The 15267-nt window shown below is 62.9% G+C and carries 6 protein-coding genes; all 6 read left to right on the forward strand.

The features are described 5' to 3' along the window. Positions 1–14: 14 nt before the first annotated feature. Positions 15–1733: a ShlB/FhaC/HecB family hemolysin secretion/activation protein gene (locus ACSSVH_RS00790; RefSeq protein WP_492633947.1), complete on the forward strand. Its 1719-nt coding sequence runs from the start codon at positions 15–17 to the stop codon at positions 1731–1733. A 30-nt stretch (positions 1734–1763) separates the two neighbouring features. Continuing rightward, positions 1764–10796 carry a hemagglutinin repeat-containing protein gene (locus ACSSVH_RS00795; protein ID WP_492633948.1) on the forward strand — a complete coding sequence of 3011 codons (9033 nt, stop codon included), beginning with the start codon at positions 1764–1766 and terminating at the stop codon, positions 10794–10796. After that, positions 10793–11659, forward strand: a complete 867-nt coding sequence (locus tag ACSSVH_RS00800; RefSeq protein ID WP_492633949.1) for a PoNi-like cognate immunity protein — start codon at positions 10793–10795, stop codon at positions 11657–11659. The genes ACSSVH_RS00795 and ACSSVH_RS00800 overlap by 4 nt, the downstream gene beginning before the upstream one ends. Then, positions 11656–11937 carry a hypothetical protein gene (locus tag ACSSVH_RS00805; protein WP_492633950.1) on the forward strand — a complete coding sequence of 94 codons (282 nt, stop codon included), beginning with the start codon at positions 11656–11658 and terminating at the stop codon, positions 11935–11937. The genes ACSSVH_RS00800 and ACSSVH_RS00805 overlap by 4 nt, the downstream gene beginning before the upstream one ends. 46 nt (positions 11938–11983) lie before the next feature. Further along, positions 11984–12550 (forward strand): hypothetical protein, encoded by a 567-nt coding sequence (locus ACSSVH_RS00810; RefSeq protein ID WP_492633951.1) that lies wholly within the window; start codon positions 11984–11986, stop codon positions 12548–12550. Positions 12551–12611: 61 nt separating this feature from the next. Continuing rightward, positions 12612–15182, forward strand: a complete 2571-nt coding sequence (locus tag ACSSVH_RS00815; protein WP_492633952.1) for an autotransporter family protein — start codon at positions 12612–12614, stop codon at positions 15180–15182. Positions 15183–15267 lie beyond the last annotated feature (85 nt).

Below are 15267 nucleotides of genomic sequence, written 5' to 3' on the forward strand. Positions count from 1 at the left end.
TCGATGGATCGAACATGCCTTCGTTATTGCCACGGATTCGGTATTCCCTGTGTATTGCCCTGTTCGCCCTCTGTGGGTCAAACAGCGCAGTGGCCGCGACTTCGCCTGGCGATCAGGACCTGATCCGCGAGCGGCAAAACCGCTTGCTTGAAGAGCAGCGCCGGCGCCTCGAAGAGCTCAAGGAATTGCCCGGCAAGGAAGTCAAACCCGCAACGCCCACCGCCCCGGTGGAAACCCGTTGCTTCGCGATCAAGACCATTGAACTCAAAGGCGCCGACAGCCTGTCCGCCCCCGAGCGTGAGCGCTTGATCAAGCCTTACATCGACCAGTGCCTGGGCGTGGCCCAGCTCAACCAACTGCTCAAGGCCGTCACCGATCACTACATCGACAAGGGCATGGTCACCAGCCGTGCCTACTTGCCGCAGCAGGATTTGTCCAAAGGGCATCTGCAAGTGTTGGTGGTCGAAGGCAAGCTCGAAGGCTTGAATAGCGCCGCCGACAGCAAGATCTCGGCGCGCGAGTTGGCCATGGCCTTCCCCGGCAAAAACGGCGACCTGCTCAACCTGCGGGAAATCGAGCAGGCCATCGATCAGCTCAACCGCTTGCCATCCAACCAGGCACAAATGGAGCTGGCCCCCGGCGAAGCCGTTGGTGGCAGTTCGGTGCTGGTGAAAAACACTCCGCAAAAGCCCTGGCGCGCCAGCCTGTCACGCAATAACGACGGGCAGAAAAGCACCGGCGAACAGCAGTGGGGCGCCGGCCTTGAGTGGGACAGCCCCCTGGGCCTGGCGGACCAGTTGGTGTTGCGCGGCGGCCATGATGCGATCAGCGATCACCAGAAAACTTCGAAGAACGGCATGTTCTATTACAACGTGCCGTGGGGCTGGTGGAACTTCAGCTACACCTACAGCGAGAGCGATTACCGCGCGCTGGGCCAGGCCGACACGTTCAGCTTCAAGCAATCGGGTGACAGCCAGAACCACCAACTGCGCGCCGAGCGTGTGGTGCATCGTGATGACGTGAGCAAGACCTCGGTCAACGTCGGCCTGGCCCACTTGCGCACCAATAACTACGTGCTCGATACCCGCCTGGACAGCAGCACTCGCCTGAGCGAGATGCAAGTGGGCATCAACCACGGCCGGCGGGTCGGCAGTGCCTACGTCAACATGGACCTGGGCATGCAGAACGGTATCGGTCTGCTCGATGCCCAGTCCCAGGATGATCGCGACAGGTTCGGCAATCGCCAGCCCGATTCGCGCTACCGCAAATACACCGCCACCGTCAGCTACCTGCAGCCGTTCACGTTGTGGGGCGAGTCGTTCAGTTTCACCAGCCTTGCCACCGGCCAACGCAGTGAAGACATACTCTTCAGCCCGCAGCGCATGAGCCTCGGTGGCTCGTCCTCGGTGCGCGGCTTCAAGGACCAGCAACTCAACGGTGACAGTGGCGGCTACTGGCGCAACGACCTGCGCTGGGCGCGGCCGGTGCTAGTGGATTGGTTGCGCCCGGCCTTCGGCGAATACGGCGTGAGCCTGGGCTACGACCAGGGCGTGATCCGCAATGACCGCTACAACGACATCGTCCACGGCCGGGTTTCCAGCAACTCCGTGGAGCTGTTCGCCCGTGGCAAAAACGTCAGCACCAGCGTGACCTTTGCCCACTCTTTGGAACGTCCGGCAGTGATGAGCGAGCGCGAAGCGCCGATCTACTTCCGGATGGATTTCTACCTGTAATTCAACGCCTAGCCGCATCGAGAATTTGACATGGATGTCCGCCAGTTTGCCTTCCTTGCCCGCCTGCCTTCTTCAGCCATGAAGCGCCGTGATGCGTTCTGCGGCCTGCCCAAGCGCGGCCTGGTGCTGATCCTGGCCAACGCGCTGTTCTGGCAGCCGCTGCTGGCCCAGGCCGACGGCATTGTGGTCAGCGGCCCCGGCACGACGGTGGGCGCGGCGGGCAATGGCGTACCGGTGGTGAACATCGCCACGCCCAACGGCAGCGGCCTGTCCCACAACCAGTTCAAGGACTACAACGTCGGCCCCAATGGCGTGATCCTCAACAACGCCGGCGGCCCGTTGCAGTCCACCCAACTGGGCGGGATTATTGTCGGCAACCCCAACCTCAAGGGCGGCTCGGCGAATGTCATCCTCAACGAAGTCAACGGCGGCAGCGCCAGCCAGTTGCGCGGCTACACCGAAGTGGCGGGGCAGTCGGCCAAGGTCATCGTCGCCAACCCCTATGGCGTGACCTGCAACGGCTGCGGCTTTATCAACACCCCCAACGTGACTCTGACCACCGGCAAACCGATCCTCGATAACGGCCGCCTGGACCGCTACCAGGTCGATGGCGGCGCGGTGACCATCGACGGCCAGGGCTTGAACGCGAGCAATGTCGACCGCTTCGAAATCATCACCCGCACGGCCAAGATCAACGCGCAGATCAATGCGCGCAACCTGACCGTGATTGCCGGGCGCAACGACGTCAATGCACAGACCTTGAATGCCACCGCACGCGCCGACGATGGCAGCGCCAAGCCGGAGCTTGCGATTGACTCCTCGGCCCTGGGCGGCATGTACGCCGGCGCGATCAAGCTGGTGGGCACCGAGGCCGGTGTCGGGGTAAAACTGGACGGCACATTGGCGGCCAGCGCCGGCGATATCCAGCTCGATGCCAACGGGCACCTGAGCATGGCGCAGGCGGCGGCCAGTGGCGCGATCGACGTCAAGGCGGCGAGCCTCGATGCCCAGGGCCCGGCCTACGCCGGCACCGCCCTGACGGTGAAAACCAGCGGCGACCTGAACACCCAGAAAAGCCTCGCGGCCCGCGACACGGTGCGCCTGAGCAGCGGCGGCAAGTTGACCAACAACGGCGTTATCGAAGCCGGCGTGAATGCTGATAACACCCGCACCACCACCGGCGACGTCAGTCTCGAGGCCCGCGATATCCGCAACAACGCCAGTGTGGTTGCCAGCCGCAGCGCCACCGTCAAGGCCAGCCAGACCCTGGATAACCAGGGCGGCGTCATCAGTGCCAGAAAGGCCCTGGACGTCACTGCCAGCACTGTGGATAACCGCAACAAAGGCCGCCTGCTGACCAGCGGCAGCACCCAGTTGACCGCCGCTGCGCTGTACAACAGCCAGGGCGAAATCATCAGCGATGGCGCGTTGCAGGCCAATGTCGCGCAGGTCAATAACCAGGGCGGCGTGGTGGTCAGCCACGACACCCTTAGCGTGACCGGCGACAGCCTGGATAACAGCAACAAAGGCGTGATCTCCAGCGCCGCAGCGCAAACCCTGACCCTCAGCGGCGCACTCAATAACAGCCAGGGCGGCACCATCGACAGCGCCGGCGCATTCACCCTGCGCGGCAACAGCCTGGACAACAGCGCCGGCAGCCTGACCGGCAACGGTGCGCTGACCCTCGACCTGCTGGCCGATCTGATCAACCGCAACGGCAAGCTGGCCAGCGCCGGCCCGCTGTCGATCGAGCGGGTGGCCGCCCTCGACAACCAGGGCGGCAAACTCACCAGCCAAACCCTGCTGACGGTATTGGCGGCCAGCGTGGACAACCGCAACAGCGGCACCCTGGCGGCAAACGCCGGGCTGACCCTGAACGCCAGCGGCCTGCTGCAAAACGACAACGATGGCCTGATCCACAGCGAAAACGCCGGCCTCAACCTCACCGTCGGCAGCCTGAACAACGCCGGGGGCAAACTCTCGGCCAAGGCGGGCGATGCGCTGATCAACGCCGGTGTTTTCAACAACGGCAACGGCGGTGTGTTTGCCGGCCAGCGCGTGCGCCTCAGTGGCGGCAGCGTCGATAACGCCGGGCAGATCGCCGGTCAGCAAGTCGACCTCAGCCTGCTGGGCGCCCTCAACAACCGTGGCCTGATCGAAAGCGCCAGCACCCTGGACATCACCGCCGCCAGCCTGAGCAACCAGGGCGGGCAATTGCGTGCCCTGGGTACCAGCGGCAAAAGCCGCGTGGCGATTGGCGGTGTGCTGGATAACAGCGGCGGCAAGCTGGAAGCGGCCAATGCCGACTTGAGCCTGGCCGCCGGCACTTTCCAGAACCAGGGCGGCAGCGTGTTGCATGTGGGTACCGGGGTGTTTGATATCGCCGGGATCAACCTCGATAACGTCGGCGGCAGCCTGGTGACCCAGGGCGACCTGAGCCTGGACAAAACCAACTGGACCAACAGCAGCCTGATCCAGGCCGGCAATCTCACGGTCAATGTCGATAATCTTGAGCAAACCAGCAGCGGCCAACTGCTCGCGGCCAACCGCATCAAGGGCACGGGCCAGAACTGGTCCACCCAGGGCGTGATCGCCAGTAACGGCAGCCTTGAGCTGAACCTGGGTGGGACCCTCAACAACACCGGCCGCCTGACCGGCGCCACGGATTTCAGCCTGGCCAGTGCCGCGCTGAACAACCTCGGTACCCTGGGCAGCGGCCGCGCCATGACCCTGACCACTGGCAGCCTGCTCAACCAGAACGGCCTGCTGTTCAGCGGCGGTGATATGAGCCTGCGGGTCGAGCGCCTGAAAAACCTCGGCGCCGATATCTACGCCATGGGCAACCTGAGCATCGACCGCGACGGCAAGGGCGCGTTCGCCACCAGCATCATCAACAGCTCGTCGAGCATCCAGAGTGACGGCAACCTGAGCCTGGCCGCCGGCACCATCCAGAATATCCGCACGGTGCTGACCAGCGAATCGGGGATCTATAGCGCGTCGATCAGCCCGGTGCAGTGCATTGAAAACGTCAACGGCGGTGACTGCGAAGGCGGCAAGGAAAACCGTCCGTTCCTGATTGCCCAGCGGGAGCGCCTGAGGGTTACCGACGCCAGTGCGGCTTCCAGCATTACCTCCGGCGCCAACCTGCTGCTGGTCGGCGGTGATGTGCTCAACAGCAGCAGTAGCATCGCTGCAGCCGGCAGCCTGACGGCGCGGGTCAACCAGTTGACCAACCTTGGCCTGGAAACCCACGACACCCTGACCGAGCGCGTGTTTTCTTCCGAGCGCACCCGTGATCCGTCGGGCTACAACCAGACCGCCGCGCAATTTACCCAGCGCTATTCCATCGGTGGCGCGGCCTACAACCCCAACAACCTGGGCGGCCTGGAAGCGGCCATGGCGTTCTTTATCGGCGCTATGGAGCGCCAGTGGGGCGAGACCAAAACCACTCAGTTGACGGCTGCGGACCAGCGCTACGCAGCGGTGATCCAGGCTGGCGGCGCGGTGAACATCCAGGCCCAGGCCGGTATCGATAACAGCGTGGTGCGCGGCGGCTACACCTACGTGGGCAGCGGCGCGAAGACCGACACCAACGCTCCCGGCTTCTCCACCCAAGTGAAGCTCAACGGGCAATTGCCACCGGATGTCGCCCAGCAACAAGTCAACCCGCTGGGCCTGCCGGGCTTCAGCTTGCCCACCGGGCAGAACGGCCTGTTCCACTTCAGCGATGGCAGTGGCGTGCAGGGCCTGCCCAACAGCCAGTTTGCCGATAAGCCGCAAAAGTACCTGATCGAGACCAACGCGCAGCTGACCAATATGGCTGAGTTCATGAGCTCGGATTACATGCTGGCCAAGCTGGGCTACGACCCCGACGCCAGCCAGAAGCGCCTGGGCGACGGTTTCTACGAGCAGCGCCTGATCCAGCAAGCCGTGGTCGCCCGTACCGGCCAGCGCTTTATCGACGGCCAGACCAGCGACGCCGGGGTGTTCAAGTACCTGATGGACAATGCGGTCGGCGCCCGCCAGCAACTGAACCTGGCCGTGGGCGTGAGCCTCACCGCCGAACAGGTCGCGGCCCTGACCCACGATATCGTGTGGCTGGAAAACGCCACCGTCGCCGGCCAGCAAGTGCTGGTGCCCGTGTTGTACCTGGCCCAGGCCAGCAATCGCCTGGCCCCCAATGGCGCGCTGATTTCCGGCAGCGACCTGAACCTGATGACCGGCGCCAACCTCAATAACGTCGGCACGCTGCGCGCCACCAGCAACCTGGGCGCCAATGTGGGCGGCGACCTGAACAATAGCGGGCTGATGGAGGCCGGCAACCGTCTCGACCTGCTGACCGGCAAAAACCTCAACAACCGCGCCGGCGGCATTATCGCCGGGCAGCAGGTCAACCTGGTGGCCGGTGCCGACCTGCTCAACGAGCGCAGCGTCACCACCCACCAGAGCGCCAGCGACTACCGCATCGAGCGCAGCGACTTTATCGACAACGCTGCGCGCATCGAGTCGGCCAGCACCCTGGCGATGCAGGCCGGGCGCGATATCAACAGTGTCGGCGGCGCGCTCAAGAGTGGCGGCGACACCACCGCCCAGGCGGTGCGCGACGTGAATATCGTCGCGGCGCAAACCCTGGACAACGGCGCCATTGGCAGCCGTTCGCGCCACGAGATCATCACCCAGCAAGGCTCGGTGGTTGAAGCCGGGCGGGACTTCCATGTGGTCGCCGGGCGGGATGTGAGCGCGGTGGGCAGCCAGATCGAAGCCAAGCGCGACCTGAGCGTGGGCGGCGTGCGCAATGTGAACCTGGCGGCGGCGGCCAACGAGCAACATTCGGCGTACAACTCGAAAAAGGTCAAGAGCATCGAGGACCATGTGAGCCAGGTCTCCACCGTGCTCAAGGCCGGTGGCAACGTGACCTTGAATGCGGGCGAAGATTTGCTGTTGCTGGCCAGTAACGTCAGCGCCGGCAACGAAGCGTACCTGGTGGCCGGCAAGAACCTGGCCCTAAAGGCTGCCGAAGATCAGGACTACAGCTTCTACAGCAAGACCAAGAAAAGCTCCTCGGGGAAAAAATTCCGCCTCGATGAGACCGACACCGTCAACAACGTGGGCAGCAGCGTCAATTCCGGGGGCAACAGCACCCTGGTAGCCGGTGAGAACCTGCTGCTGGCGGGCAGCAGCGTGGCCGCCGACAAAGGCGCGGCAAAACTGGTGGCGGGCAAGGATGTGCAAATCGTCGCGGTCACCGACGCCGAAAGTGCCCGGCATGAGCGCAAGGAAAGCAAAAGCAGCTGGGGCGGGCTGAAGTCGAGCAAGGTCCAGGACAAGGTTGACGAGAAACGCACCATGGCCGTGGGCAGCATGGTTTCGGGCGAGACGGTCAGCGTGGTAGCGGGGCAGGATGCGACAGTGACCGGCTCGGCACTGGTCAGCACCGGCGATCTGGCTGTGCAGGCGGGGCGCGACCTGACGATTGATGCGGCGCAGAACACCTTCTCGCGCACCGATATGCACAAGGAAAAAAATCGCGACCTGACCGGCGTGTTGACCGGCAATAAGCTGGGCCTGGACGACATCACCGGCAATCAGCACCTGTCGATCAGCAGCAGCAAACACAACGGCACCGCCCAGGAAACCACCCTGACCGGCAGCACCATTGGCTCCAGCGAAGGCAACGTTGCGTTGATTGCCGGGCGTGAGTTGAATGTGGTCGCCAGTGACCTGGTGAGCACCAAGAACATGGACCTCAGTGGCGCCAACGTGACCATCACCGCCGGCGCTGAAACCGCGCGGCAAACCACGCAAGACAGCTCCAAGAGCCTGGCCGTGGGCCGGGTGATTGGCGGTGCGGTGATCGACACCGCGCGCAGCATTCACGATGCCACCGAGGCGGCGAAGAACGCCGATGACCCGCGCCTCAAGGCGGTGAAAATCGCCCAGGCAGCCCTGGCGGCCTACAACCTGGGTGGCCAGGCCTCGGACGCCAACGGCCAGAGCGCCGGCTTCAAGAACAAGCAGGGCGGCTCACCCAGCAACGGTTCGTTGATCAAGATCGGCACCGAACTGGCCAATACCCGCAGCAAGGCCAGCAGTGAGTACAACAGCCTGACGGCGCGCCAGAGCACGCTCAATGCCGGGCAGGATCTGTCGATTGTCGCCACCGGCGAAGCGCCCGGCACCCAGGGCAATATCGAGATCACCGGCAGCAGCCTGAAAGCCGCCAACACCTTGTTGCTGGCCAAGAACAACGTGTTGCTGCAAAGCGCCCAGGACACCGTCGATCGCAAGAACGATGGCTCGACCAACAGGACTGCAATTGGCGCCAGCTTCAATATCGGCGAGCAGAACGGCTTCACCCTCGACCTCGGTGCACAGGGCGCGAAGAACAAGGGCAATGGCAACTCGGTAACCCAGGTCAACACCACCCTGGACACCGGCTCGCTGCTGCTCAAAAGCGGGGGCGACACCACCCTCGCCGGCGCCCAGGTGCGTGCTGACCGCATCCAGGCCGACATCGGCGGCAACCTCAACATCCTCTCGCGCCAGGACAGCGAATCGTCGCGCAGCAAGCAGAGCAGCGCAGGCTTTGGCGCCAGTATCTGCATCCCACCGTTCTGCTACGGCTCCACTGTGGCCGGTTCGGCCAGTATTGCGGCGGCCAAGATGAACAGCGACTACCAGGCGGTGACCGACCAGACCGGCCTGTTTGCGGGCACCGGTGGCTACGACATCAATGTCGGCAAGACCACCACCTTGCAGGGCGGGGTGATTGCCAGCGAAGCGGCGGCAGTGAAGAACCGCTTGAGCACCGATCGCCTGATCGTCAGCGATATCAAGAACACCAGCGAGATCCAGAGCCAGTCGGCGGGGCTCTCCGCTTCGTTCAGCAGCAGCGGTGGCACCTCGCCGGGTGGCAGCATTCCGGTGGCGCTCAAGGAAGACGAGCGCAGCCACACCCGCAGTGCGGTCAGCGACGGCACGATTGTGGTCCGCAACCCTGAGGGCGCCAATGACCTGGTGGGGCTCAATCGCGACACTGCCAACGCCAACCAGAGGCTCGACCGTCCAGACGAAAAGGCCATGCGGGAGCGCATCGACCTGATCCAAAGCTCGGCGCAATTGGCCAGTGGGGTGATCAGTACGGTGGCCAAAGCCAAGGCCGATGAAGCCAAGAAGCTTGGGCAAGAGGCAAAAGACCAGGCCAGCGCGGGCTTGCCAACGGCGGGTGCCGCGGCCCAGGCGTACGAGGCGGCGAATGCCGAGGCGCTGCGCTGGCAGGTGGGTGGCGACAAGAAACTGATGGCCGATATTGCATCCGGGCTGATTGCGGCCGGGCTGGGCGGCGCTACCGGCGGCACGGCGGTAGGGATCGTGGCTAATACATCGGCCAGCGATATCTTCAATAAAATCGGCAGTTTTGCCGACGAGCAGAAAAACCGCAAAGACATCGACAGCGCGACCAAGGCTGCCTGGGCCGAAGGCGGCGCCGCGCGCGTTATGTTGCACGCATTGGCGGGAGCCGCGTTGGGGCTTTCCAGCGGCAATGTGCAGAGCGGCGCATTGGGTGCAGGGGCCTCGGCGGCGCTGATGCCCTCGATTCTGCAAGCGCTGGAAGACAGTGGCATGAAAGAGGCCGACCGTAAGGCCGTGGCTACGCTGATTGCCTCCGGCGTGGGTACGGCGGTCGGTTCCGGGCATGGCACCGGCGGCGCCATTGTTGCCGGTGGCACTGCGGCCAGCGTGGATCGGTACAACCGCCAGTTGCACCCGGACGAGATCAAGTTCGCCTCCGACAAGGAGCGCGTCGATCGCTATGCACAAGCGCAGGGCATCACCGAAGAGCAAGCACGCATAGAGCTGCTGCGAACGGCGGCGGCGATGGTCGATCGCGGCTGGAACACCGTGCTGGGTGTCGAGGATGGCAACACCACGACGGCGGCCAGTTTCCTGCGCAGCGAGCTTTCGCAGTCCAAAAGCGCCGACCTGTTCCAGGTCAGCCTGGCCGATTACAACAATGAGCGTTTGGGCCTGTCGCGCCTGATGAAAGACCGGAACTCGGTTGAGAACCTGGTCAAGTACATCGAACTGGTCGACCCCTACAAGTACCTGCACGATCCGAAAAACATGGCCGAAATTCTCAATGCCAAAGGGCAGGGCAGTGCCGAGGGTATTGCCAATGCCGTAGAGGATCTGGCCAGTTTCGGTTCCAAGACGGCGCTTTGGGCGATGAGCACCGTCAATTGCCCAAGCTGTGGCGGTCGGCAGTTTATCGCGGCGGTAGAGGCGGTGCAGAGCTTGCCCGAAGAGCTGAGGCTCAAGGGCTACCTGGACACCCTGCATATCATGCAGGGCTATGGCGCCGACGTGCTGCGCCAGAACGAGATGATCGCCACCTCTACCGGCGTGGGCCTCGGCCTGGGTGGTGCGGGTGTCGGTAGTGCTGGCGCGATGACCACCCGCCTGACCGGCGAGCTGGCCGGGGCTGTGGGCAAGCGCTTCACCGGTATCATCAACGAAGCGGCCGAGCAGGCATTGCTCAAGAGTGGCGGTAGATTCGGACCTGATGGCAAGCCGCTGATGGATCTGTCGGTGCTGACCCGTGAGCAGAAAAGTGTCATGGGCGATTTACTTGGAGGTCGCTCGGTGCAGCAAATTGTTCCTGACGGGCAGAAGCTGGCGCGAGTACCGGGGACCGGTGAAACGGGTATTGACGATCTGTACAAGGTCGATCGTCCGGATGTCGACTTCCTTGTCATTGAATACAAGTTTTTGAGTGATAACAGGAAGTCCGGTTCCTCGGCGCTGGGCAAGCCTACAGATGGCAAGCAAGGTTCCGCCTCGTGGATACTCGGAGGCGATCGCCTGGAGCGTTCGGTTGGCGCAGATCAGAGCCGGGATGTGCGGCTCGCGGTGGACGCGAACCGTACTGAAACGTGGGTGGTGAGAACCCGGCCAGATGGCGACACGGAAATTGAAGTGCTTGATGCGCGTGGCAAAGCCAAAAATGTTGATACGTCGAAAATTCTCCCGCCCAAGAAAAACTTCGATGAGGGTTATCCATGATTCGTGCACCCCTGGGGGATAAGCCGTATTGGGACGATCGCGAAGCCAAGGATCGGCAATGGGTTGAGCGCGTCAGTGAAATTCTCTCGCAACCTTCGGCCAACCCCCTGTACAGAGCGCAATTTACGTTCGACTTTGCCAAAGATAATGTGCGTGCGGCCATTCGGGTCTATTCAAGTGGTGGCAATGTTGCAGAGATGGCTACCTACCTTCCCGCCGCGATAGACGCATGGGAGCTTTCAAATCGAGAGTCCGACAGCGTGTGTGCTGAGAATAATCTCCAGACTTGCCGTGACTGGACTTTCGAGTTGGCGAACCTGAACCACTACATCTGGTGTTTCTGGTTGGTAAGCCTGGCGCTGGCGCTGGAAATTCCCGACGACCAGTGGCGTCGCCTCGTCGCCTTGATCGGCGAAGGTGGGCAGGACGTTCTGCTGGATCGAATCATTGCATCCCGCCAGCCAGGGCGTGTGATCGGTGAACAGCTACTGCACGCCAAACCTTATGCAAGGCTGCTCAAGGCCATCGATGCGCCCCAGGACCAGCAGGCCTCGCTGTTGCGGGCGTTCGTGGAACATTGGTACCCGGAGCTGAACCGACGCGGTAAACAGCAACCCTGGTGGTATGTCTATGGCGACCCGGTAAAGCATCCCCTTGAAATGGGTAGCTACTTTGGCCGCTGGTGCTTTGAGGCGGTTGCCGCAGTCAAGGCATTCGGGCTGGATGACAGCGCTTGTCTGGGGCATGAGCATTACCCCGGCGACTTGCTCCATCCCAGTGAAGACGTTGTTCCCGCCCCTGCCCCTGCCCGCGTAGAAAAAACCGGCTGGCTGGCGCGGTTGTTTGGGCGCTCAGATGAATGAGCCGTCACTTGTACAAGTACCGGCATGGCATTGGCGTGGCTTTATTGCTGGCAGCGTTATTGAACGGTTTCTTGCGATTTGACGGCAGCTGGCAGCGTTTTTTCATCATGGTGTTGGTGCAGCTGTGGTTTGGCCAGGCGGTCTACAACTATGCGCGTGGCGCCCGGGTAGCCATCGCGCCGGGTGGCATGAGCAAGGATGCCGACCCAGAGTGGCGCGCGGCCTTGGCTGGCTTCGCCCTGTTTTTATATGGGGGCGTGTTCTTTTTGAGTTTTTGACTCTTGCAGGGCAACCCCAGCCCTTTATTGCCACGGAAGACCCTTTATGAAAAAAGTTGCCTTTATCCTCGCGGCCCTGGCCCTCGCGGGCTGCCACTCTACTGCCCGCGACTCGTCGCCCAGCCTGTTGAAAGATGGTGTGCAGTTGCAGCAGAACAAGGTCGTGGCGGACGCCGAACACGCCAAGGTGATCATGCGCGCCACCGGTTTTACCTACCCGGTGCAGTTCTCCGTGCGTCGTGGCGGCGATGCCGATCAGCGCCCGGAGATCCTCGGCACGGTGGTGGATTCGGGCCGAGGCAAGGTGTTCGGCTGGATCGCCAAGATGAGCGAGGTGGCCAACAGCGCCGCGGTCAAGCGCTTCCCACAGTTGGAAGTGCTGGCCGATCCGGGGCAGACGATCGAGGTATTGGGCGAGTCGCGAGTGTATGACTCGAACTACTACCGCTACGCCGAAAAAATTGTCTACGCCTGCGGGCCGATGACCTCGGCGTTCAAGCCGCAAAAGCAAAAGGTTTACCTGGTGGAATTCGTGATTGTCGGCGCCGGCTGTGAGCAGCATGCCTATGACATCACCGACCCCGCACAACGCGTTCCCGTCCCCGCGTCCTGAATCATGCACCCTACAACCGCCGGGCACATTGGCGGTGTTGTCGTAGTAAATGGAGTTTCAAATGAAGCGCAAGCAGTTCCAGAAAACCCTGTTGGCCATGATGGTCAGCGCCGTTGCCGCACAAGCCAGTGCGGTGGAGTTTGACGTCAGCACAGGGCAGAACGTCTGGGCCTCCCAGACGTTCAACGAGCCTGTGACCCTGGTGGGCGCGCGCAATGTCGTATCGACCCAGCCCAGTGCCGATGGTGTGAATGTGTCCCTGACCAATATCCAGGGCACGCTGCGTAACAACGCCAACCTCACCCTGAATGCCGGCGGCCAGGCCGTGCGTGGCCTGATCGTCGATGGGGCGCTGGATCAAATGCTCACCACCACCGGCAGCCAAATCAGCGGCGATATCGTCCAGGCTGGCAATATCCACCTGAGCAACACCATCTGGGCCGAAGGCTTTGAAGTGGGCGCCAGCAACGTGGGCGGCAGCATCATCAACTCGGGCAACATCACCCTGGTCGAGGTCCCAGGTTCGGGCGATGAATCCGACGCCGAGGGTATCTACCTCAACGGCACCACCGTGGCGGGCGACGTGGTCAACAGCGGTGTGGTGGATATCACGTCCTACTACGGCTACGGCCTGATTCTCGATACCCACAACAACATGCCAGTGACCATCGGCGGCAAGCTGCTCAATTCCGGGACCATTCGCGTGACCGGTGAAGAGGCCCTGGGGATCGAGATCGAAACCGATACCAACCCCCTGCGTATCGAAAACAGCGGCCTGGTTTCCGTCAACGGCGGGCAGGCGATCGCCGTGCAGCTCGATGCGGGCACCTACGATTACCTGCTCAACACCGGCACCATCGAAGCCAGCGGCAGCAACGCCATGGCCTTCAACGTGCAAGGCGCGACCTTCAACACCACCTCGCCGAGCGGTGAGCGCGGCTTGATCAACCGTGGCGTGATCAGCGCCGACGCGACCGCGATCAAGGTCAACCCGCGGTTCCAATTGACGCCCTTGGAGATCAACCAGCAAGCCGGGGAAATCCGCAGCAACTCCGGCACGGCCATCGACGGGGGCAACCTGGCGAGCCTGAACTGGAGCGGCGGCAAAATCGTCGGTGATGTGCTGGGTGTCACGGCAGTGAACATCAACGGCCAGGCCGATTTTACCGGTGCGCGCATTGGCAGCCCGGTATCGGTCAACGCGGGTTCGTTGAACCTGTCTGGCGCCGGCACCACGATCACTGGCGACTTGAATGTGGCCAGCGGCGCCGGGGTTGATATGCGCCTGTCCAACAGCGTGGTGCCGACCACCCCGTACCTGACGGTCAGCGGCGCCGCGAATTTCGCCCAGGGTTCCAACGTGACCTTGAGCGCCAAGCCCGGTGATTTCACCGCAGCGCCCAGCGGCACCGAATACACCCTGCTGCAAGCCGGCAGCGTGCAGAACAACGGCCTGACGGTCGCCAGCAGCTCGTCGCTGCTCGATGTGCTCAGCTACTCGGCCGATGCGCAGACGGTCAAGGCCGTGGTGGGTCTGAAGCCAGACGAGCAGGTACAAACCGACCTCGGCGGCGTTGGGGCAACGACCTCGGCGGTCACTGCCGTGAACCTGTTGAAAAACGAAGTGCTGGGCCAACTGAGCCAGGACGACGCGGTGTTCCAGGCCGTGGCCAACGCTGGCAGCGCCCAGCAACTGGCGCAGCTTGGCGAACAGCTCAAGCCAGACGTGAACCGTGGCGCGCTGGACGTGGCCTTGTCCGGGCAGACCGTGATCAACGGCGCGATCCTCAACCGCCTGGCCGGCCAGCGCGATGGCAGCGAACGCGGCGGTGTGTGGGTGCAGGGCTTGAGCAGCAACATGGACCAGGACGGTCGCGGTGGCGACAACGGTTACTCGGCCAACAGCAGTGGCGTGGCAGTCGGCGTGGACGGGCGCTTGAACGACAGCACGCGGGTGGGTGTGGCGTACAGCTACCTCAACTCCAACATCCACTCGGACCTGGGCAACAAGACCGAAGCGCAGGGCAATGCGCTGTCGCTGTATGGCAACTGGTCGCTGCAGAACTGGTTTGTCGATGGCAGCCTGAGCTACGGCGTCAACGACAACGACAGCAAGCGCCACATCGCCGGCACCACGGCCAAGGGCAGCTACGACAGCCAGGCGTTGTCGGCCAGCGTGATCGGCGGCTACAGCTTCAAAGCGTCGGACAGCGTGCTGATCGAACCGCGTGTCGCGGCGCGTTACTCCAGCGTGCACATGGACAGCCTGCATGAGAAGGGCTCTTCGGCGGCGCTGAACACCGGTTCCCAGCGTTACGAAGTCGGTGAACTGGGCGCCGGCCTGCGCGTGGCGGGCAACCTGGCGCTGGGCGCCGGCACCCTGCAACCGGAAGCGACCTTGATGGCCTATCACGACCTGATGGGTGATCGCGTGGCGCAGACTTCCAGCTTTGTGAACGGTGGTTCGACGTTCAGCGTGACCGGTGCATCGGTCGCGCGTGACAGCTATGAAGCCAGCGTGGGCGTGAACTACCAGGTTTCGGCGTTCAGCGTCGGCGCCAGCTACACCCGCCAGGCCCGCAGCGGGTTTGATGCCGATGGCGTCATGCTCAAGGCCCGCTACGCCTTCTAAACCGTCCTGGTAGGAGCGAGCTGGTGTAGGAGCTGGCTTGCCTGCGATGTAGACACTGCGGTGTTTCAATCACACCGCAGGGATG

This window comes from Pseudomonas sp. HC1(2025) (genome assembly GCF_058742075.1).